23 protein-coding genes are annotated in these 20223 nt (G+C 70.8%); 13 read left to right on the top strand and 10 right to left on the bottom strand.

Annotated features, from left to right (window positions below; all coding sequences use genetic code 11):
* Positions 1-29 precede the first annotated feature (29 nt).
* From ACFV9W_RS19410 to ACFV9W_RS19395, 4 genes are all read right to left on the bottom strand, one after another.
* Positions 30-587 (bottom strand): Clp protease N-terminal domain-containing protein, encoded by a 558-nt coding sequence (locus ACFV9W_RS19410; RefSeq protein WP_385762659.1) that lies wholly within the window; start codon positions 585-587, stop codon positions 30-32.
* Positions 587-796: a helix-turn-helix domain-containing protein gene (locus ACFV9W_RS19405; RefSeq protein WP_385762396.1), complete on the bottom strand. Its 210-nt coding sequence runs from the start codon at positions 794-796 to the stop codon at positions 587-589. The genes ACFV9W_RS19410 and ACFV9W_RS19405 overlap by 1 nt, the downstream gene beginning before the upstream one ends.
* Positions 797-928: 132 nt before the next feature.
* Entirely contained in the window at positions 929-1891 is a 963-nt protein-coding gene (locus ACFV9W_RS19400; protein ID WP_385762393.1) for a zinc-binding dehydrogenase, read from the bottom strand.
* A 155-nt stretch (positions 1892-2046) separates the two neighbouring features.
* The gene (locus tag ACFV9W_RS19395) at positions 2047-3261 is read right to left on the bottom strand and encodes an NADP-dependent malic enzyme (protein ID WP_385762390.1); all 1215 of its coding nucleotides are present in this window, start codon (positions 3259-3261) and stop codon (positions 2047-2049) included.
* 565 nt (positions 3262-3826) lie between these two features.
* Here ACFV9W_RS19395 and ACFV9W_RS19390 point away from each other — a divergent pair.
* The 3 genes from ACFV9W_RS19390 (at position 3827) to ACFV9W_RS19380 (ending at position 6569) form a co-directional block, all read left to right on the top strand.
* Positions 3827-4783, top strand: coding sequence for an ABC transporter substrate-binding protein (locus tag ACFV9W_RS19390; RefSeq protein WP_385762387.1), 957 nt, complete (start codon positions 3827-3829; stop codon positions 4781-4783).
* A 71-nt stretch (positions 4784-4854) separates the two neighbouring features.
* Positions 4855-5802 carry an amino acid ABC transporter permease gene (locus ACFV9W_RS19385; RefSeq protein WP_385762384.1) on the top strand — a complete coding sequence of 316 codons (948 nt, stop codon included), beginning with the start codon at positions 4855-4857 and terminating at the stop codon, positions 5800-5802.
* Between the two features lie 14 nt (positions 5803-5816).
* Positions 5817-6569, top strand: a complete 753-nt coding sequence (locus ACFV9W_RS19380) for an amino acid ABC transporter ATP-binding protein (RefSeq protein WP_385762657.1) — start codon at positions 5817-5819, stop codon at positions 6567-6569.
* 79 nt (positions 6570-6648) lie between these two features.
* Here ACFV9W_RS19380 and ACFV9W_RS19375 read toward each other — a convergent pair whose 3' ends face one another.
* Positions 6649-7419 carry a class I SAM-dependent methyltransferase gene (locus tag ACFV9W_RS19375; protein WP_385762381.1) on the bottom strand — a complete coding sequence of 257 codons (771 nt, stop codon included), beginning with the start codon at positions 7417-7419 and terminating at the stop codon, positions 6649-6651.
* 84 nt (positions 7420-7503) lie between these two features.
* Here ACFV9W_RS19375 and ACFV9W_RS19370 point away from each other — a divergent pair, with 84 nt between their 5' ends.
* Entirely contained in the window at positions 7504-8133 is a 630-nt protein-coding gene (locus ACFV9W_RS19370) for a CGNR zinc finger domain-containing protein (protein WP_385762379.1), read from the top strand.
* On the opposite strand, the gene sodX is transcribed toward ACFV9W_RS19370, so the two are convergent.
* Complete coding sequence (gene sodX, locus ACFV9W_RS19365) at positions 8037-8480, bottom strand: nickel-type superoxide dismutase maturation protease (RefSeq protein WP_385762376.1); 444 nt, start codon at positions 8478-8480, stop codon at positions 8037-8039. The two genes, ACFV9W_RS19370 and sodX, sit on opposite strands and share 97 nt — an antisense overlap.
* Before the next feature lie 191 nt (positions 8481-8671).
* Between sodX and sodN the strand changes: the two genes are divergently transcribed.
* From sodN to ACFV9W_RS19350, 3 genes are all read left to right on the top strand, one after another.
* Entirely contained in the window at positions 8672-9067 is a 396-nt protein-coding gene (gene sodN / locus ACFV9W_RS19360) for a superoxide dismutase, Ni (protein WP_306323441.1), read from the top strand.
* 185 nt (positions 9068-9252) lie between these two features.
* Positions 9253-10077 (top strand): hypothetical protein, encoded by an 825-nt coding sequence (locus ACFV9W_RS19355; protein WP_385762372.1) that lies wholly within the window; start codon positions 9253-9255, stop codon positions 10075-10077.
* A gap of 49 nt (positions 10078-10126) precedes the next feature.
* Positions 10127-11011: an NAD(P)-dependent oxidoreductase gene (locus tag ACFV9W_RS19350; RefSeq protein ID WP_385762369.1), complete on the top strand. Its 885-nt coding sequence runs from the start codon at positions 10127-10129 to the stop codon at positions 11009-11011.
* An 11-nt stretch (positions 11012-11022) separates the two neighbouring features.
* Here ACFV9W_RS19350 and ACFV9W_RS19345 read toward each other — a convergent pair whose 3' ends face one another.
* From ACFV9W_RS19345 to ACFV9W_RS19335, 3 genes are all read right to left on the bottom strand, one after another.
* The gene (locus ACFV9W_RS19345) at positions 11023-11625 is read right to left on the bottom strand and encodes a GNAT family N-acetyltransferase (RefSeq protein ID WP_385762366.1); all 603 of its coding nucleotides are present in this window, start codon (positions 11623-11625) and stop codon (positions 11023-11025) included.
* 123 nt (positions 11626-11748) lie between these two features.
* Complete coding sequence (locus ACFV9W_RS19340) at positions 11749-12867, bottom strand: family 2 encapsulin nanocompartment cargo protein polyprenyl transferase (RefSeq protein WP_385762364.1); 1119 nt, start codon at positions 12865-12867, stop codon at positions 11749-11751.
* 112 nt (positions 12868-12979) lie between these two features.
* A complete protein-coding gene (locus tag ACFV9W_RS19335) occupies positions 12980-14386 on the bottom strand; it encodes a family 2B encapsulin nanocompartment shell protein (RefSeq protein WP_385762361.1) in 1407 nt (468 codons plus the stop codon).
* Between the two features lie 223 nt (positions 14387-14609).
* On the opposite strand from ACFV9W_RS19335, the gene ACFV9W_RS19330 reads away from it, so the two are divergent.
* The 3 genes from ACFV9W_RS19330 (at position 14610) to ACFV9W_RS19320 (ending at position 16560) form a co-directional block, all read left to right on the top strand.
* Entirely contained in the window at positions 14610-14843 is a 234-nt protein-coding gene (locus ACFV9W_RS19330; protein WP_385762355.1) for a hypothetical protein, read from the top strand.
* Between the two features lie 136 nt (positions 14844-14979).
* Entirely contained in the window at positions 14980-15570 is a 591-nt protein-coding gene (locus ACFV9W_RS19325) for an N-acetylmuramoyl-L-alanine amidase (protein WP_385762352.1), read from the top strand.
* A gap of 42 nt (positions 15571-15612) precedes the next feature.
* Positions 15613-16560 carry a 1-aminocyclopropane-1-carboxylate deaminase/D-cysteine desulfhydrase gene (locus ACFV9W_RS19320; RefSeq protein ID WP_385762350.1) on the top strand — a complete coding sequence of 316 codons (948 nt, stop codon included), beginning with the start codon at positions 15613-15615 and terminating at the stop codon, positions 16558-16560.
* Here ACFV9W_RS19320 and ACFV9W_RS19315 read toward each other — a convergent pair.
* Positions 16539-18137, bottom strand: coding sequence for a Na+/H+ antiporter (locus tag ACFV9W_RS19315; protein ID WP_385762347.1), 1599 nt, complete (start codon positions 18135-18137; stop codon positions 16539-16541). The genes ACFV9W_RS19320 and ACFV9W_RS19315 overlap by 22 nt on opposite strands.
* Positions 18138-18188: 51 nt before the next feature.
* Here ACFV9W_RS19315 and ACFV9W_RS19310 point away from each other — a divergent pair, with 51 nt between their 5' ends.
* The 3 genes from ACFV9W_RS19310 (at position 18189) to ACFV9W_RS19300 (ending at position 20177) form a co-directional block, all read left to right on the top strand.
* The gene (locus ACFV9W_RS19310) at positions 18189-18449 is read left to right on the top strand and encodes a UBP-type zinc finger domain-containing protein (protein ID WP_385762344.1); all 261 of its coding nucleotides are present in this window, start codon (positions 18189-18191) and stop codon (positions 18447-18449) included.
* 265 nt (positions 18450-18714) lie between these two features.
* Entirely contained in the window at positions 18715-19128 is a 414-nt protein-coding gene (locus tag ACFV9W_RS19305; protein WP_266713954.1) for an anti-sigma regulatory factor, read from the top strand.
* Positions 19125-20177, top strand: a complete 1053-nt coding sequence (locus ACFV9W_RS19300; RefSeq protein ID WP_385762342.1) for an RNA polymerase sigma factor SigF — start codon at positions 19125-19127, stop codon at positions 20175-20177. Before ACFV9W_RS19305 ends, ACFV9W_RS19300 begins: the two co-directional genes overlap by 4 nt.
* The last annotated feature ends 46 nt before the right edge of the window (positions 20178-20223 follow it).

The following is a 20223-nucleotide window of genomic DNA, read 5'->3' as shown; positions in this document are numbered from 1 at the left end:
AGCCCTCCCGACACCTCCCGACCCCCGCCTCAACTCGCCGCCGCCTCCCCGCCCCCGTACAGCACCCGCTCCACCGCACTCGTGCTCACCCCGTGCTCCGCCAGCACCTCGGACACGATGCCCGGCCGGGAGGCCAGCGCCAGGAGGACGTGCTCGTCGCCGATCGAGCGGTCCCCGTGCGCCAGCGCGGCCCGGAGCGACGATTCGAGTACCGCCTTGGCCTCCCGGGAGAACGGCCGTCGCCCGCCGAGCCGGCGCTTTCCGGTCAACGCGCCTTCGCCGTGGGCCTGTTCGACCCGCGACACGATCTCCTCGACGTCGATGCCGAGCCCCGCGAGGGCCTCGGCGTCGGCCTGCGAGAGCCCCGCCCGGCGGCGCGCGAGCGCGAGGGCCCGCCCCATCGACGTACGCCGCTCCTCGGTGTCCGCGCCGAGAGCGCCGAGGACGAACGCGCCGCGCGTGCCGCGTCCGTCGAGAAGCGCGAGCAGCATGTGCCCCTCGTCGACCCGCTCGGCGCGCTCTTCCTCGGCCCGCACGACGGCACCCTTCACCACGTCACGGGCGCCCTTGGTGAATCGCTCGAACATCATCGCCTCCCGTACTTCTTGTGCACGGCCTGTCGGCTGACTCCCAGTTCGGCCGCGATCTCCTGCCACGACCAGCCCTGATTGCGCGCACTGCGCACCTGTACCGCTTCCAGCTGTTCGAGCAGCCGCCGCAGCGCGGCGACCGCCTGCAGCCCGACCCGCGGATCGCGGGCCCCCGCCTGCTCGGCGAGATCCGTTGCCTCGGTCATGGTGTCAATGTAGGTTGACATCCAGGGGGTGTCAACCCCAGTTGACAATGCGGCGGCAGAAAAGAAAACAACGAAGGGGCGCCCGGCAGGTCGCCGGCACGCCCCTTCCCCGTGCGTCCTCGGAGTGCGTCCTCAGACGGTCAGCACGACCTTCCCGAACAGGTCTCCCCCGGCCATCTTCTGGAACCCCTCGCGGGCCCGGTCCAGCGGCAGCACCTCGTCGACGACCGGCCGGACACCCGTGGCGGCGCAGAAGGAGAGCAGGTCCTCCAGCTCGTCCTTGGACCCCATGGTCGAGCCGACGACCTTGAGTTCGAGGAAGAAGATCCGGTTCAGCTCGGCGGCGGGCGGGTTCGGCCCGCTCGTCGCGCCCGAGATGACCAGGGTCCCGCCCGGCTTCAGGGACTTCACGGAGTGCGACCAGGTGGCCGCGCCCACCGTCTCGATCACCGCGTCCACCCGCTGCGAAAGCCGCGCGCCCGTCTCCACGGCCTCGACGGCGCCGAGCTCCAGGGCCCGCTTGCGCTTCGCCTCGTCGCGGCTGGTCGCGAAGACCCGAAGACCGGCCGCCTTGCCGAGGACGATCGCGGCCGTCGCGACCCCGCCGCCCGCACCCTGCACGAGGACCGAGTCACCGGGCCGTACGCCCGCGTTGGTGAAGAGCATCCGGTACGCGGTGAGCCACGCCGTCGGCAGGCACGCGGCCTCCTCGAAGGAGAGCTCCTTCGGCTTGCGCAGCACGTTCCACTCGGGCACGGTGACCTGCTCGGCGAAGGTGCCCTGGTACTTCTCGGTGAGGATGGAGCGCTTCTCACGCGGTCCGACCCCGTATCCGGTCTGGCCGATGACGGAGTGCAGGACGACCTCGTTGCCCTCGCCGTCGATCCCGGCGGCGTCGCAGCCGAGGATCATCGGCAGGGACTCCTCCCCGAGGCCGACACCGCGCAGCGACCACAGGTCGTGGTGGTTGAGGGAGGCGGCCTTGACGTTCACGGTGGTCCAGCCGGGCCGGTTCTCGGGGGCGGGCCGCTCCCCCAACTCCAGGCCGTTCAGCGGCTGATCACGGTCGATGCGGGCTGCGTAGGCGGCGAACATGACCTTGACGATAGGCGCCGCTCCCCCGGCCGGGGAACCACCGCCACCTGTGACACACGTCCCCTAGCCACGGGCATGGAGAAGGCCACGGAAGCGCCCACGGAAAAGGCCCCGCCGAAAGGCGGGGCCTTCACCGAGCAACAGGCAGTCCGAAACTACCGGCGCGCGACACCCTCCGCCCGAGCGGCGGCGGCGACCGCGGCCGTGACGGCCGGAGCCACCCGCTCGTCGAACGGCGACGGGATCACGTACTCGGCGGACAGCTCGTCGCCGACCACCGCGGCCAGCGCCTCGGCGGCCGCGATCTTCATCGTCTCGGTGATCCGGGAGGCCCGGACCTGGAGCGCGCCGGCGAAGATGCCGGGGAACGCGAGCACGTTGTTGATCTGGTTCGGGAAGTCCGAACGCCCGGTCGCCACGACGGCCGCGTACTTGTGCGCGATGTCGGGGTGCACCTCGGGGTTCGGGTTGGCCATCGCGAACACGAAGGCGCCCGGCGCCATGGAGGCGACCGCGGGCTCGGGGACCGTACCGCCGGAGACGCCGATGTAGACGTCGGCGCCCGCGAGGGCGTCCTCAAGGGAGCCGGACAGACCCGCCTTGTTGGTGATCTCGGCGAGCTCGCGCTTGACCGGCGTGAGGTCCTCGCGGTCCCGGCTGACGATGCCCTTGCGGTCGGTGACCGCGACGTCGCCGAGGCCCGCCTCGAGGAGGAACTTCGCGATCGCGACGCCCGCCGCACCGGCGCCGGAGATCACGCCGCGCAGTTCGCCGAGCGTGCGCCCGCTGAGCCGGGCCGCGTTCTTCAGGGCGGCCAGCGTCACGACGGCGGTGCCGTGCTGGTCGTCGTGGAAGACCGGGATGTCGAGGCGCTCCTGGAGCTTCTTCTCGATCTCGAAGCAGCGGGGCGCCGAGATGTCCTCGAGGTTCACGCCGCCGAAGGACGGGGCGAGGCGCACGACGGTGTCGACGATCTCGTCGACGTCGTTCGTCGAGAGCGCGAGCGGCACCGCGTCCACGCCGCCGAACTGCTTGAAGAGAATGGCCTTGCCCTCCATCACCGGGAGGGAGGCCTCGGGACCGATGTCACCGAGTCCGAGAACGGCCGAACCGTCCGTCACGACGGCCACGACGCTCGACTTCCACGTGTAGTCGTGGACGAGCTCGGGCTGCTCGGCGATCGCGCTGCACACCTTCGCGACGCCGGGCGTGTACGCCAGGGACAGGTCGTCCTTGTCGCGGACCGGCACGGTGGCCTGCACGGCCATCTTGCCGCCACGGTGCAGCGCGAAAGCCGGATCGAAGGGCTCGTCGGAGCCCTCGTTGCCGGTACTCGCGTCGCTGCGAGGGTTGACGATCTCCGCTGCCACTTTTCTGACCCCTTAAGTCATTTTGCACAGGTTGAGGGTGGTTCCGTCCCTGATTGAGGGACGGGCGGGCACCGCGCACGCGCCGGACGGTCCTGTTGTGGGCCGCCCTGTGGGCACCTGCGCGACGGGCGCGCCGCACGCGCGCCCTGAGCCCCGGATGAGGGGTGTAAAGAACCTTCTTACCTGACGGGCGGTGTCGGCGACGAGCCCGCCCGTGATCGATCACGCCCCGGTGACATGACTCATAGCCGAATATCTGGACAAGTCCGCAGGTCCATCGCCCAAAACGAGGGAAGTCCGCCCGAATGGTGAGACAGCGGGCGGGCCGCCGGAGGATCTTCGGCCGCGGGGCGGAAGCGCCGCAGAAGCTGTACCCCCCATGCACCGTGAACGCGGGGGTCGTTGACGCTCTTCGCTCACCCGTTATCCGATTTTGACATGGCTGACCTCCTGAATCAGTCAGTCCGAATGGCAAGATGCCTCATCACACGAGGTCGCGACACCCGAAGGTGCGTGCCAAGGCGACCAGCACGGCAACTCCCACCCCCGGCCGGAGGAACCAACCATGACCGCAAGCACCACCCAGCGCACGACCGCGAAGTCCGCGAAGTCCCGGATAGCCGCGGTCGGCGCGATCGCGGTCGCCGGCACTCTGCTGCTGACCGGCTGCGGTGACCAGACCAAGTCCGACAGCACCAAGGGCAGCGCGAAGTCCGCGCCGCTCGCGGACAAGCTCCCCGCGGAGATCCGCGACAAGGGCGTCATCCGGGTCGGCTCGGACATCGCCTACGCGCCCGTCGAGTTCAAGGACAAGTCCGGCAAGGCGATCGGCATCGACCCCGACCTCGCCAAGGCGATGGGCAAGCAGCTCGGTGTGAAGTTCGAGTTCCAGAACGGCACGTTCGACACGCTGGTCACGGGCCTGAAGTCGAACCGCTACGACATCGCCATGTCGGCCATGACCGACACCAAGGACCGCCAGAACGGCGTCGACTCCGACACCGGCAAGAAGGTCGGCGAGGGCGTCGACTTCGTCGACTACTTCAACGCGGGCGTCTCGATCTACACGCCGAAGGGCAAGACCCAGGGGATCAAGACCTGGGACGACCTCTGCGGCAAGAAGATCGTCGTGCAGCGCGGCACGGTCTCCCACGACCTCGCCAAGGCGCAGGCCAAGAAGTGCAAGGACGGCAAGAAGCTCGGCATCCAGTCCTTCGACGACGACCAGCAGGCGCAGACCCGCCTGCGCTCCGGCGGCGCGGACGCCGGCTCCTCCGACTTCCCGGTCGCCGCGTACGCGGTGAAGACCGCGGGCGGCGGCAAGGACTTCGAGCTCGTCGGCGAGCAGGTCGAGGCCGCCCCGTACGGCATCGCGGTCTCCAAGGACCAGAAGCAGCTGCGCGACGCGATCAAGGCCGCCCTTGACGCGATCATCAAGAACGGCGAGTACGACAAGGTCATCGCCGAGTGGGGCGTCGAGGCGGGTGCCGTGAAGTCGGCGACCCTCAACGGCGGCAAGTGACCGCACGTCCCACGTCATTGACCGCGCGGCCCCCGTCATGGACGGCCGCGACGTCGTGAAAGGCAACATCCGTGTCTGTTGACATAGACAAGACGGGCGGCGGCCCCCAGGACACGCCGCCGCCCGCGGCCGGGCCGGCAGCCATCAAGGCGATCCCGGTGCGGCACTACGGGCGGTATCTCTCGGCGTTCATCGCCGTCGCCCTGATGGCCCTGATCGTGTACGCCTTCGCCCAGGGCAAGATCAACTGGGGCGCCATCCCGGACTACTTCTTCGACGACCGGATCGTCACCGGCGCCCTGAAGACGCTGCTCCTCACCGTCCTCGCGATGGTGATCGGCATCGTCGGCGGCATCGTGCTCGCCGTCATGCGGCTGTCGAAGAACCCGGTGACCAGCTCCATCGCCTGGTTCTACATCTGGTTCTTCCGCGGCACCCCGGTCCTGGTACAGCTGTTCATCTGGTTCAACCTGGGCCTGGTCTTCGAGTACATCAACCTCGGGCCGATCTACAAGGACTACTGGTCGTCCTTCATGACGCCGTTCCTGACGGCGCTGCTCGGCTTCGGTCTCAACGAGGCCGCGTACATGGCGGAGATCTGCCGCGCCGGCCTGCAGTCGGTCGACGAGGGCCAGACCGAGGCCTCGCACGCGCTCGGCATGAGCCACGCGAAGACACTGCGCCGCGTGATCATCCCGCAGGCGATGCGCGTGATCGTGCCGCCCACGGGCAACGAAGTCATCAACATGCTGAAGACGACGTCCCTGGTGTCGATGGTGCAGTTCGTGGAGCTGTTCCGAGCGGCCCAGGACATCGGCCAGCAGTCCGGTTCGCCGGTGGAGATGTACTTCCTCGCCGCCTCCTGGTACCTGATCATGACCTCGATCCTCAGCGTCGGCCAGTACTACATCGAGCGGTACTACGCCCGCGGCACCAGCCGCCAACTGTCGGCCACCCCCTGGCAGAAGGTGCGCGGCACCCTGTTCTCCCTGGGCCGCCCGAACGGAGGCATGGCATGACCGAGCAGCACGCCATGGTCAAGGCCGAACAGGTCCACAAGTCCTTCGGTCACGTCGAGGTCCTCAAGGGCATCGACCTGGAGGTCAAGCAGGGCGAGGTCTTCTGCCTCATCGGCCCCTCCGGCTCCGGCAAGTCGACGTTCCTGCGCTGCATCAACCACCTGGAGAAGGTCAACGCCGGGCGGCTGTACGTCGACGGGAGCCTGGTCGGCTACCGGCAGCAGGGCGACAAGCTGTACGAGCTGCGGGACCGGGAGGTCGCCCAGCAGCGCCGGGACATCGGCATGGTGTTCCAGCGCTTCAACCTCTTCCCGCACATGACGGCCGTCGAGAACGTCATGGAGGCGCCGGTCCAGGTCAAGAAGCAGTCGAGGTCCGAGGCCCGTGCGCGGGCCAAGGAACTGCTCGACCGCGTCGGCCTCGCCGACAAGGCCGACAATTACCCCTCGCAGCTCTCCGGCGGCCAGCAGCAGCGCGTCGCGATCGCCCGTGCGCTGGCGATGGAACCGAAGCTGATGCTGTTCGACGAGCCGACGTCCGCGCTCGACCCCGAGCTGGTCGGCGAGGTCCTCGACGTCATGCGCGACCTCGCGGAGTCCGGCATGACGATGGTCGTCGTCACGCACGAGATGGGCTTCGCCCGCGAGGTCGGCGACAGCCTGGTCTTCATGGACGACGGCGTGGTGGTCGAGTCCGGCGACCCGCGCGAGGTCCTGACCAACCCGCAACAGGAACGCACCCAGTCGTTCCTGTCGAAGGTCCTGTAGGTATTTGGAGCCCCTGCGGCGATTGAGCAGCGGGGTCCGGGGCAGCGCCCCGCGACCTCGCCGCCGTCGCCGCGGGGGCTTACTTCACGCCCAGCACCATCGCATCGGACGGCGACGCCCACACGACCCTCGCCTCCCCGAACCCACCCGCGCGGAGCGCCTCCGCATGCCAGGCCGCCGACGGCGTGTCCCCGTCCGCATGCTCCCCATAGATCTCGAACCGCTCGGCCGTCGGCCCGGCCAGCACCGGATCCGCCGCGGCGAGCTCCCACCAGGCGGCCCAGTCCACCGCCCCAGCGGCCTTGGCGGAGTCCATCCGCGCATGCCGCAGCGCCCGGTCCGCGGCGTTGATCCGCGGCGTCGTCTGGTCGATCATGTGGTCCGCGTTCATGAAGACGCCGCCGTCGCGGACGAGCCCGGCGACCTGACCGTAGAGCGTCCCGAGGGGTTCGGAGTGCAGCCAGTGCAGGGCGGTGGCGGTGAGCACGGCATCGTACGAGTCGTGCGGCAGCGCCTCGGTCCACTGCGGGTCCTTGAGGTCCGCGGTCACGAACGCCGCCCGCCCGTCCCCCTCGAACGTGCCCCGCGCGATCGCCAACAGCGCCGGATCGAGGTCGACCCCGACGCTCGTGGCACCGGGGAACCTGCTCAGCAGCCGGTCCGTGATGGTCCCGGTCCCGCACGCGAGATCGAGCACCCGGGGCGCGGACCCGACAAACGCCTCGACCATGTCGAGCATGACCCGGAACCGCTCCTCGCGGTCCGGCATGAAGTACTCCTGCTGCCGGTCCCAGCTCTCCTGCCAGGCCCGCCAGTCGGTGGTACGAGTGTTGGCGACGGTCTCGGACATGCACCCTCCCGTAATACCCTGAACCTTGGAGCGAGTATTACCCTCGCCCCCCACGACGATAGAGCGCACCGGTAAGGACTACAAGTGGAACTGGCCTATTACTCGGACTACGCCGTGCGCCTCGTCAACACCGAGGAGCCGGCCCGCGGCAAGGACTCACTCACGTCGGTGGACGCGGTGCGCGACCTGTTCGGCGCGAACAAGGAGGCGGCCCGCCGCGCCACGGACGCCGATCTGACCCGCTTCAGGGGCGTACGCGGACGGCTGCGCGCGGTGTTCGAGGCCGCCGACGGGGGCGACGAGGAACTCGCGGTGAACCTGCTGAACTCGCTGCTCCTGGAGTTCCCGGTGAGCCCGCAGATCTCCGGGCACAACCACCGCGACGACGACGGCCGCCCGCTGTGGCACCTGCACCTGTCCGACCACCCGTCGAACGCGACGGCCGGTTACGCCGCCATCGCCGCGATGGGCCTCGCCTTCCACCTCACCGAGTACGGCGTCGACCGCCTCGGCCTGTGCGAGGCGGCCCCCTGCCGCAACGCCTACCTGGACACCTCGACCAACCGCTCCCGGCGCTACTGCTCGGACCGCTGCGCGACCCGCGCGAACGTCGCCGCCTACCGCGCCCGCAAGCGCTTGGAGGCCGACCGGTCGCAGAGCACGGGACGTACCGCCGAGAAGACCCAGGACAGCACCGCCGTCACCGAGCGCTGACCCTCGCCCTCGGCCCACGGCTTGCGGCGCCGCAGCCTGCCGCGCACCTTCGCGAGGACCAGCTCGTCGGGCACCACCCCGTACACCGTGCTGTCGCCCCCGGCGCCCGGGTTGTCGCCGAGCACCCACCAACCGCCCTCGCGGCGCTCGGCGATGCGCTTCACCACCAGCAGATCCTGCTGGAAGGGATGGCGCAACACGATCACATCGCCCGCCCGCACGCGCGCCCCGTGCTGCACCAGCATCCAGTCACCGGGGTACAGCGTCGGGACCATGGAGGGCCCCTCCACCTCAATGATCTGAAACGGCACCTTCGCCTCGCGCATCTCCTCGATCGCCTCGGGCATCAGAAAACCTCCCCGGTTCCCACCGCTGTTCCCGCCGGTCCGTCGGCCCGGTGCCGTCACGGTCCCATCCTCCACCAGTCCCAGTCTTGCCCCGGACTTTTGTCCTAAGCCGCCGGGGGCACCCGAGAAAAGCCGTTCCGCACGGAGTAATGTCGCACCCGAGAAGACGATCACGAGGAAGGAACAGCTACATGCTTTCCCGCCTGTTCGCCCCCAAGGTGAAGGCCAGCGCTCACTGCGACCTCCCCTGCGGCGTGTACGACCCGGCCCAGGCCCGCATCGAGGCCGAGTCGGTCAAGGCCGTCCAGGAGAAGATGGCCGGCAACGACGACCCGCAGTTCCAGACGCGTGCCATCGGCATCAAGGAGCAGCGCGCCGAGCTCGCGAAGCACCACGTCTCGGTGCTGTGGAGCGACTACTTCAAGCCCCCGCACTTCGAGAAGTACCCGGAGCTGCACCAGCTGGTCAACGACACCCTGAAGGCCCTCTCGGCCGCCAAGGGCTCGTCGGACCCGGCCACGGGCCAGAAGGCGCTGGACTACATCGCCCAGATCGACAAGATCTTCTGGGAGACCAAGAAGGCCTGATCCAGGCCCTGTTCACACCGGCGACCGGCGGGCGGTGCACCCCCGCGGGTCCGTGAACTCCTGAAGGGGCCCGGCCGAGCGGCACTGCCGCTGGGCCGGGCCCCTTCGCCGTCCCCGCCCGCATCGCCCTTCACCCGCATCACTCTTCGCTCGCATCACTCTTTGGCACCATCGGGAGTCCTCTCTTGTCCCCCTCGCGTCCCCGCGTCCTCTACGTCACCGATCTCGCGTATCCCGCCCGGGGCCGCCGCTACTGCGACGAGGACATCCGGCTCACGTCCCGGCTGCGCTCCGCGTTCGACCTCGCCCTGTGCCACCCGCTGGACGCGACCGCGCTCATGGACGGCTTCGACGCCGTCGTGGTCCGCAACAGCGGCCCCGTACTCGGCTACCAGGAGACGTACGACGCGTTCCGCGCGCGGGCCCTGGAGCGCGGGACGAACGTCTACAACCCGCTGACCGGGCGTGCCGACATGGCCGGAAAGCAGTACCTCCTGGACCTGACCACGGCCGGGTACCCGGTCATCCCGACGGTCGACCGGGCGGCGGATCTCGACCGGCTGCCGAAGACGGACACGTACATCGCGAAGCCGAAGCTGGGCGCGGACTCGATCGGCCTGCGCGTCGTCCCCGCGGCCGAGCTCGACGGGCTCCCTTACGGGGACGGCCTGCTGGTGCAGCCGCGCATCGACTTCCAGTACGAGGTCTCGTTCTACTTCGTCGACGACCAGCTGATGTACGCCCTGTACGCGCCCGATCCGGCGCGCCGCTGGGAGCTGCGCCCGTACGAACCGACCGCCGCGGACCGGGAGTTCGCCCGCTCCTTCGTCGAGTGGAACACGCTCCCGCACGGCATCCAGCGCGTCGACGCCTGCCGCGCCCCGGACGGCGAACTGCTCCTCGTGGAGCTGGAGGACCTCAACCCGTACCTCTCGCTCGACCTGGTGGACGAGGTGACGCGGGAGGCGTTCGTGACCGCGATGGAGGCCTCGGTCCGGGCTAGCGTCTGAGGCGGCAGCACTTGCCCGGAGGACACCGCCGCACCCAGGGAGTTCGCTCATGAGCAGCACCGACCCGTCCGCCGCCCGCCCCGTCGTCGCCGTGCTCGGCACCGGCACGATCGGCGCGCCGATGGCCCGCAATCTGGCCCGCGCCGGGTTCACCGTGCGGGCCTGGAACCGGACCCGCGCGAAGGCCGAGCCGCTGGCCGCCGACGGCGTGAGTGTCGCGGACAGCGCGTCCGAGGCGGTCCGCGACGCCGATGTCGTCGTGACCGTCCTGCCGGACGGGCCGCGCACCCTGGACGTCGTCCGGGAGGCCACACCGAAGCCCGGCACCGTGTGGGTGCAGTCCGGAACCGTGGGCGAGGGCATCGACGAGCTCGCCGAGTACGCGGCCCGCGCCGGGCTCCTCCTGGTCGACGCGCCCGTGCTCGGCACCCGGCAGCCCGCCGAGCAGGGCACGCTGACCGTGCTCGCGGCGGGCGCGGAGACCACGCGCGAGACGGTGCGGCCGGTCTTCGACGCCATCGGCTCCCGCACGCTGTGGGTCGGCGACGGCACGCCGGGCCCGGCCAGCCGCCTCAAGCTCGCCCTCAACTCCTGGGTGATCGCGCTGACCACGGGCGTCGGCGAGGCCCTCGCGCTGGCCCGCGGGCTCGGCGTGGACGCGAACGACCTGGTGGCCGCCATCACCGGAGGGCCGCTGGACAACGCGTACTTCCAGAACAAGTCGGCGGCCATCCGCAGCGGCGACCTCACGCCCAGCTTCTCCGTGGACAACGCGGCGAAGGACGCGGGCCTGGTGCTCGCCGCGGCCGAGCGCGCGGGCATCCGCGTGGACGCGGTGGCGGCCGCCCACGACCGCTTCCGGCGCGCGTCCGCGCAGGGGCACGGGGACGAGGACATGGCCGCGACGTACTTCGCGAGCTTCCCCGACTCCTGACCGGCGGCCACTCACAGGGTTGCGGCGGCCTCCCGCCACATGGGCCAGATCGTCGGCCCGTCCGGCAGCTCGATCGCCGTGCCGGTGAAGACGAACCCGAGGCGCTCGTACAGCTCGCGGCTGCGCGCGTTGCTGGCCTCCAGGTAGGCGGGCAGCCCCTCGCGGTCGCAGCGCTCAAGGACCGGAGCCATCAGCGCGGTCCCGAGGCCCTGGCCCTGCCGCTCGGGCGTGACGCCGATCATCCACAGGTAGGCGTGCGCCCGGCCCACGGGGTGTGCCTGCGCCGTCCACCGGGCTATCTGCTCCACCCGTACGTTGTCGGGGTCGACGGTCGCCCGCACCTGCGCGGGCACGTCCTCCTCGCCCTCGTCCGCCGGCTCGGCCGGCATGTCGACCCACAGCGCGACGGCCGTACCGTCCTCGGTGAGATCCACGAACCCGTCCGCGAACGTGGCGTCCGTGAAAGCCGCCATGAGCCCGGAGTGCCGCTCCTTGCGCCGCTGCTCACCGGGGAACACCCAGCCGCTGACCGGGTCGTCCAGGAACGCCTCGTCGAGCAGCCGCACCACGAGATCGCGGTCCGCCTCCCCCGCCCGCCTGATGCCCACGCCCATCGATCCCGCCCTTCGCCCAACCAGCTTGTCCCGCACGGCCGTTGGCACTCTAGGCGATCACTCCCGGGCCCGCCGACCCGGCCGGGGTGCCGTACGTGACGACGGCACCCCGGCCGGCGGGCGTCAGTACCCGCGGCGTGTGACGAACTCCGCCAGGGACAGCAGTCCGTCCGCCGCCTCCGGCACCGGGACCGCCTGCGACAGCCGGTCCACCGCGCGGGACATGTGGTCCGCGGCCTGCGCCTGCGCCCAGTCCCGGCCGCCGGCCCGCTCCACGGCCAGCGCGATCCGCTCCAGCTCCGCCGCTCCTTCCTTCTTCGGTCCGGGCGGCCCGTACAGCGCCGCCAGCTCGTCCGCCGCGATGCCGCCGGAGGCGAGCGCGGCGACCACGGGCAGGGACTTCTTGCGCACGGCCAGGTCCGCACAGGCCGGCTTGCCGGTGCGGGCCGGGTCGCCCCAGATCCCGATCACGTCGTCGATCAGCTGGAACGCCAGCCCGGCGCAGCGCCCGAACGCGTCGAGCGCCTCGACCTCCTCGTCTCCGGCCCCCGCGTACAGTCCGCCGACCGCGCAGGCGCAGCCGAGCAGCGCGCCGGTCTTGGCCTCCGCCATGGCGAGGGTCTCGGGCAGCGACACGTCCGCCGGGGCCCGCCCCTCCAGGGCGACGTCGACCGCCTGGCCCTCGCACAGCTCCACCACGCAGGCCGCGAGCCGGGCGGCCGCTGCCGTGGCCGCCGGGTGGCCCTCCTCGGCGAGCATGCGCTGCGCCTGGGCCTGTATCGCGTCGCCCGTGAGGATCGCGTCGGCGTCCCCGAAGACCGCCCAGGCGGTGGGCCGGTGCCTGCGGGTGGCGTCCCGGTCCATCACGTCGTCGTGCAGCAGCGTGAAGTTGTGCGTCAGCTCCACGGCGGCCGCCGCCCGCACCGCCCGCTCGGGCCGCCCGCCCAGGGCCCGCACCGCCGCGAGCACCAGGGCGGGCCGCACGGCCTTGCCCGCGTTCTCCGTGGCGGGTGTGCCGTCGGCGTGCTCCCAGCCGAAGTGGTAGCGGGCGACGCGGCGCATCGAGACCGGGAGCGCCGCGACCGCCCGCCGCAGCTCGGGGTCGACCGCGGCCCTGGCCTGCGCCAGGATCGCCGACGCCTCCTGCGCCTCGAAACCCTGCGCCTCGAAGCCCTCCGTCGCGGCCGCACCGGTCGCCTCTGCTGCCACGCGCCTCTGCTCTCTCACGGCCGGCTGTGTCATGGACTCACCCCTGACAGGGTGCGGACGGTGGCGGTTCCGCTGCGAGTGGGCGCGTACCTCCTCGGTGTACCCGCCCGGTCGGACGGGGACACGGCGAACGGGGCGCGGCTCGTCACCGCCACCTGCCGACCTCGACGTTCTCCAGCACCCCGAGCGCATCGGGCACCAGGACCGCCGCCGAGTAGTACGTCGACACCAGGTACGAGATGATCGCCTGCTCGCTGATGCCCATGAACCGCACGGACAGGCTCGGCTCGATCTCGTCCGGGATACCGGACTGGCGCAGTCCGATGACGCCCTGGTCCTCCTCTCCCGTACGCATGCAGATGATGGACGTGGTCCGCGCCTCCGTGACCGGGATCTTGTTGCACGGATAGATCGGCACGCCGCGCCAGGTCGGGATGCGGGTCCCGCCGACGTCGATGCTCTCGGGGACCAGGCCCCGCTTGTTGAGCTCGCGGCCGAACGCGGCGATCGCCTTCGGGTGCGCGAGGAACAGCTTGGATCCGCGCCGCCTGCTGAGCAGTTCGTCCATGTCGTCGGGGCTCGGCGCGCCCTCGTGCGGCTGCAGGCGCTGCTCGTACTCGCAGTTGTTGAGCAGGCCGAACTCCCGGTTGTTGATGAGTTCGTGCTCCTGGCGCTCCTTCAGCGCCTCGACCGTGAGCCGGAGCTGGTGCTCCGTCTGGTTCATGGGCTGGTTGTAGAGGTCGGCCACGCGCGAGTGGATGCGCAGCACGGTCTGGGCGACGCTCAGTTCGTACTCGCGCGGCGCGGCTTCGTAGTCGACGAACGTGCCGGGCAGGACGGCCTCCCCGACGTGTCCCGCCGCGAGGTCGATCGCCTTCTCGCCATAGGTGTTGGACCGCTGCTCGGGCAGCGAGCGCAGCCCCTGGAGATGGTCGCGCAGCGCTCCGGCGCGCTCGGCGACCTGCTCGAAGTCGCTGCGCGGCAGCGTGAGCACGGTGCACGCGGTGGCCGCGCGCGCCGAGTACTCCCAGATGCTCTCCGGGTCGAGAAGCGCCTGGTCGCCGAAGTACGCGCCGTCGGCGAGCACTCCGAGCACCGCGTCGTCCCCGTAGGGCCCGGTGCCGACCTTCTCGACGCGGCCGTGCGCGAGCAGGAACACCTCGTCCGCCCGGCTGCCGAACGAGGCCAGCAGCTCGCCCGCCTCGAACTCCCGCTGGGTGCAGCGCTGGGCGAGCTCGGCCAGGACGCCCTCGTCCTCGAAGCCCCGCAGTGCGGGAAGCTCCCCCAGCTCGGCGGGGATGACCCTGACGTCGTCACCCGTCTTCACGAACGTGACGCGTCCGTCCCCCACCGAGTAGCTCAACCGTCGGTTGACCCGGTACGTGCCGCCCTTCACATCCACCCAGGGCAGCGTCCGCAGCAGCCAGCGGGAGCTGATCTCCTGCATCTGCGGTGCGGACTTGGTGGTCGTGGCCAGGTTCCGCGCCGCGGACGTACCCAGACTCTTCTGCGGTACGGGGGTCTGCTCGCGGACCTCTTCGCCTACCGACATGTGCAATGCCCTCCCGATCATGAACTGACCTGCGAGGACAAGCCTTTCAGCACGGAGAGAGATCGCACCATTACACAAATGAGCGGGAATGGATGGCGGACGGGCGGGGCATTGGGCGGGCACTTTTCGCGCCCTCGCGACCCATCCGGCGGCACCGGGCGGAACTCGAAGATCCCGGCGCGCGTTGGTCAGGAAACGGTAAAGACGAAGAAGGGTGATCACGATGGCGGGCTTCATGGACCGGGCCAAGGAGCAGGCGCAGCGCGGCCTGTCGCAGGGCAAGCAGAAGCTGGACGATGTGCAGGCGCAGCGCGCGGGCGGCGACCTGCTCAAGCGACTGGGCGCGGCGTACTACGCGGAGCGCAAGGGCACCGGCAGCCCGCAGGCGACGCAGCAGGCGCTGCAGGCCCTCGAGTCGCACATCGCGGCGAACGGGGACGGGGTGCTGCGCGGCTGAGCGACCTGGCCGCCGACGCCGCGAACCTTGTGCACGTTATGCGAACAGTAGGTCGCTGAACGGCGGTTCCGGGTAAAAGCGAACCGTACGAGGCGGTGCGCAGTCGGCGGCCGCCGCTCCCTCGAAGGAGGCGGCCGTGGCCCCACCCATGTCCGCAAGCAGTTTCATCAAGGCCCTCAAGGACGAGGGCCTGACGGTGGTCGAAGTCGGCGACTGGCGGGATCACAACCGCAATCACATCGGCGACTGGGGCCCGTTGAACGGGGTGATGATCCACCACACCGCCACCTCCGGCAGCGCCGCGACGGTGCGCATCTGCCGGGACGGTCACGCGAACCTGCCGGGGCCGCTGTGCCACGGGGTCATCACGAAGGACGGCCGCGTCCATCTGGTCGGCTACGGGCGGGCGAACCACGCGGGCCTGGGCGACGACGACGTGCTGCGCGCGGTGATCGCGGAGAAGCGCCTGCCGCACGACAACGAGGCGAACACGGACGGCAACAGCCGCTTCTACGGCTTCGAGTGCGAGAACCTCGGCAACGGCGACGACCCGTGGCCCGCCGCCCAGTTGGAGGCCATCGAGAAGGCGGCCGCGGCGATCTGCCGCCACCACGGCTGGACCGAGCGCTCGGTCATCGGCCACCTGGAGTGGCAGCCGGGGAAGATCGACCCCAAGGGCTTCACGATGGCGTCGATGCGCAAGCGCATCGGGGACCGGCTCAAGTAGCCGCCCGCCGCCGCGCGGGCGGACGGGCGGGTACTCGGCCGGATGTCCGACAATGGCCGGGTGTCCCGCCCCACCGGCCCCGGCCCGCGCCCCCGCCTCCCGTCCCCCCTCACGGAGGTCGACGACGAGCGCTTCGCGGGCCGCGGCGTGCGTCTGCTGCTCAAGCGGGACGACCTGATCCACCCGGATCTGATCGGCAACAAGTGGCGCAAGCTCGCCCGGAACCTCGACGCGGCGGCGGCCCGGGGCCGGGCGATCGTCACCTTCGGGGGCGCGTACTCGAACCATCTGCGGGCGACGGCCGCGGCGGGCCGCCTCCTCGGCCTGCCCACCATCGGCGTCGTCCGCGGCCAGGAGCTGGCCGACCGCCCGCTGAACCCGTCGCTGTCGCGCTGCGCGGCCGACGGGATGCGCCTGCACTTCGTCGACAGGTCGACGTACCGGCGCAAGACCGAGCCGGACGTGCTGGCCGGGCTCCTCGACGCCGCCGGCGCCGGGGACGCGTACGTGGTGCCCGAGGGCGGCAGCAACTCCCTCGCCGTCCAGGGCTGTACGGAGCTCGGCCGGGAGCTGCGCGGCCACGCGGACGTCGTCGCTCTCGCCTGCGGCACGGGCGGCACCCTCGCGGGGCTCGCCGCCGGGCTCTCCCCCGGCCAGCGCGCGGTGGGCGTCGCCGTCCTCAAGGGCGGGTTCCTGACGGACGACGTGCGCGCCCTGCAAGAGGCGGCGTTCGGCGGCCCGCGGGGCTCCTGGCGCGTGGAGGACCGCTTCCATTTCGGCGGCTACGCGCGCGTGCCCGAGGAACTCGCCGCGTTCGCCGAGGACTTCGAGACCCGCCACGGCGTGCCCGTGGAGCGCCTGTACGTCGCCAAGGCGCTGTACGCCCTCGTCGCCCTCGCGCAGGAGGGCGCGTTCCCGCGCGGCACCACCCTCGCGGCGGTGATCACGGGCGCCCCCTTCGAGGACGCTCAGCCGTCGACCTCCCGGTAGGCGGCGGCCTCCTCCAGGTCCAGCTTGCGCAGCAGCGTCCGCAGCATCTCGTCGTCGATCCGCCGCTCGTCCCGCATCCGTACGAAGACCTCGCGCTCGGCCGCGATGGCCTCCCGCGCGAGCCGCCGGTACGTGTCGTCGGCGGACTCGCCGGTCACCGGGTTGGCCTGCCCGAGCCGCTCCCACACCGAGTTGCGGCGCCGCTCCAGAACGGTGCGCAGCCGGTCCTGGAGGGGGGTGGGCAGACAGTTGCGCTCGTCCCGCATCAGCTCGTCCACGCGCTCCTCCGCGGCCACGGAGGCGGCGTTCTGCGCCTGGGCCTCGGCGAGCGTCTCGGCCTGCGTGTCCCGGCCCGGCAGCTTCAGCCACTTGATGAGCGGCGGCAGCGTGAGCCCCTGGACGACGAGCGTCCCGATGACCGTGGTGAAGGTCAAGAAGAGCACCAGGTTGCGCGAGGGGAACGGCTCCCCGTCCTCCGTGACCAGCGGGATGGAGAACGCGATGGCCAGCGACACCACGCCCCGCATACCGGCCCAGCTCACGACCAGCGGCCGCTTCCAGTCCGTGTCGCTCTCCCGCGCGCGGATGCGGGGCGACATGCACCACGGCAGATAGGTGGCCGGATACGACCACACGAAGCGGATCACGACGACGAAGACGAACACCCCGACCGCGTACCAGACGGCCTGCCACACGCTGTACTCGCCGAGCCCTTCGAGGACGAAACGCAGCTGGAGGCCGATGAGCGCGAAGACCGACGACTCCAGGATGAACGCGACGACCTTCCACACCGCGGTCTCCTGGAGCCGTGTCTCGAAATCGACCTGCCAGGAGCGGTGCCCCAGGTAGAGCGCCACGGTGACGACGGCGAGCACCCCGGAGGCGCCCACCTGCTCCGCGACCGCGTACGCGACGAAGGGGATCAGCAGCGAGAGCGTGTTCTGCAGCAGCGCTTCCTTGAGGTGCGTGCGCAACCAGTGCAGCGGCACCATCAGGAGCAGGCCCACGCCGACCCCGCCGACGGCCGCCACCAGGAACTCCTGGATCCCGCCCGCCCAGCTCGCGCCCTCGCCCACGGCCGCGGCGAGCGCCACCTTGTAGGCGGTGATCGCGGTCGCGTCGTTCACGAGGGACTCGCCCTGGAGGATCGTGGTGATCCTGGAGGGCAGCCCCACCCGCCGGGCGATCGCCGTGGCGGCCACCGCGTCCGGCGGCGCGATCACCGCCCCCAGGACGAGCGCGGCCGTCAGCGGCAGGTCCGGGATCAGCTCGTACGCCAGCCAGCCCACCGCGAGCGTGGCGAACAGGACGTAGCCCACGGAGAGCAGCGCGACGGGTCTGATGTTCGCCCGGAGGTCCAGGTAGGAGCTCTCCAGGGCGGCGGTGTGCAGCAGCGGAGGCAGGATCAGCGGCAGCACGACGTGCGGGTCGAGCACGTACTCCGGGACCCACGGCACGTACGACGCGATCAGGCCGATGGCGACCAGGAGCAGCGGCGCGGGAATCGGCGTCCTGCGCGCCGCTCCCGCCACCGCCGCGCTCGCGGCGACCAGACCCACCAGAGGCAATACGTCCATGACCCGCCTTCCACCGCCCTGCTCCGCGCCGGCCGTCGTAACCTGGCCATCATGAACGAGTGCTCGCACGTCGCCGCGCTGCCGCACCCCGAGCCCGCCCCTCTGAGCGAGACCTGCTTGGAGTGCCTGGCCGTCGGCAGTCACCCTGTGCAACTACGGCTGTGCCTGGTCTGCGGTCACGTCGGGTGCTGCGACTCGTCGCCGTACAAGCATGCGACGGCCCATCACACGGACACCGGCCATCCGGTGATGCGCACCTTCGAGCCTGGTGAGAGCTGGCGTTGGTGCTTTGTCGACTCGATTCTCGTCTGACCCGGCGGATCCCCGGCCCCAGCGGGGTTCGATCCACTGACGCGTGGGTAACTCAAACCGGCGCCCGCTCTTTCCAATTCAGCCCGCACACCCTCTAGCCACTGTCCGTACCCATGTGCTTACTATGAGTGACAGCAATGGGCCGGGGGTCCCCGGGACAGGAAAGTCGGGCGCGCGGTAGCGTCACCGCAGATATAAGTGGCGCATCACCCGGGGGACGACGCCTCCGGAGCCCGAAAGTGCTTGTACCACCTTGGAGGTGAGGGTGTCCCAGATCGCAGGCGACCCCGGAAATCAGGACTTCGTGGAAGTCCGACTCCCGGCTGCGGGTGCCTACCTGTCGGTGCTGCGTACGGCGACGGCCGGCCTCGCAGCGCGTTTGGACTTCACCCTCGACGAGATCGAGGACCTGCGCATCGCTGTCGACGAGGCCTGCGCGATCCTGCTTCAGCAGGCCGTCGCGGGCTCCGTGCTCAGCTGCGTGTTCCGGCTGGTCGACGACTCCTTGGAGGTGACGGTCTCCGCGCCGACGACCGACGGCCGGGCCCCTGAGCGCGACACCTTCGCGTGGACGGTGTTGTCGGCCCTCGCGGGCCAGGTCGACTCCACGGTGGCCGAGGACAAGACCGTCTCCATCAGCCTCTACAAGAAGCGCGGCGCGGGCCCCGGCCCGACGTGAGGAACGGGGACGGTCCGGTGCGGGACGACAAGCGCGGCACACGGGATCTCCCGGCCGACGGCACGGGCGGGATGCGGCGGCCGACCACCGGCATCCCCGAGCAGCAGGCCCGGCAGCATCCGGAGTCCACAGCGGACACCGTGGACACGGCGGACCCGGCGACCGACGCCGCACAGCAGGCAGCGCCGACCCCGGGGGCCGTACTTCGCGGGGGCTCAGGGGGATCGGACGCGCGACGGGCGGGATTGATGAGCGACCACGAGCGACACGGTGAGCAGCACGGCCGGCACGATCCGACGGACCGCAGCGGCGCGCGGGCGATGTTCATCCAGCTGCGCACGCTGAAGGACGGCAGCCCGGAGTACGCGGAGCTGCGCAATCAGCTCGTCCGCATGCACCTGCCGCTCGTCGAGCATCTGGCGCGCCGCTTCCGCAATCGCGGCGAGCCCCTGGACGACCTCACCCAGGTCGCGACGATCGGCCTGATCAAGTCGGTCGACCGTTTCGACCCCGAGCGCGGCGTGGAGTTCTCCACGTACGCGACACCGACGGTGGTCGGTGAGATCAAGCGGCACTTCCGCGACAAGGGCTGGGCCGTGCGCGTGCCCCGCCGCCTCCAGGAGCTGCGCCTGGCCCTGACGACGGCGACCGCGGAGCTGTCCCAGCTGCACGGCCGCTCCCCCACGGTCCATGAGCTGGCCGAGAAGCTGGCCATCTCCGAGGAGGAGGTCCTGGAGGGCCTGGAGTCGGCCAACGCGTACTCCACGCTGTCCCTGGACGTCCCGGACACGGACGACGAGTCCCCGGCGGTCGCGGACACGCTGGGCGCCGAGGACGAGGCGCTGGAGGGCGTCGAGTACCGCGAGTCCCTCAAGCCGCTCCTGGAGGACCTGCCGCCGCGCGAGAAGCGGATCCTGCTGCTGCGCTTCTTCGGGAACATGACGCAGTCGCAGATCGCACAGGAGGTCGGAATCTCCCAGATGCACGTCTCGCGCCTGCTGGCCCGCACGCTGGCCCAGCTCCGGGACAGGCTCCTCGTCGAGGAGTGAGCCACGTACGCATCGAGAAGGCGCCCTGCGCGGATCCGCGCAGGGC

The organism is Streptomyces sp. NPDC059897, assembly GCF_042730865.1.
Taxonomy (GTDB): domain Bacteria; phylum Actinomycetota; class Actinomycetes; order Streptomycetales; family Streptomycetaceae; genus Streptomyces.
This window is presented reverse-complemented; position numbering and strand designations above follow the sequence as displayed.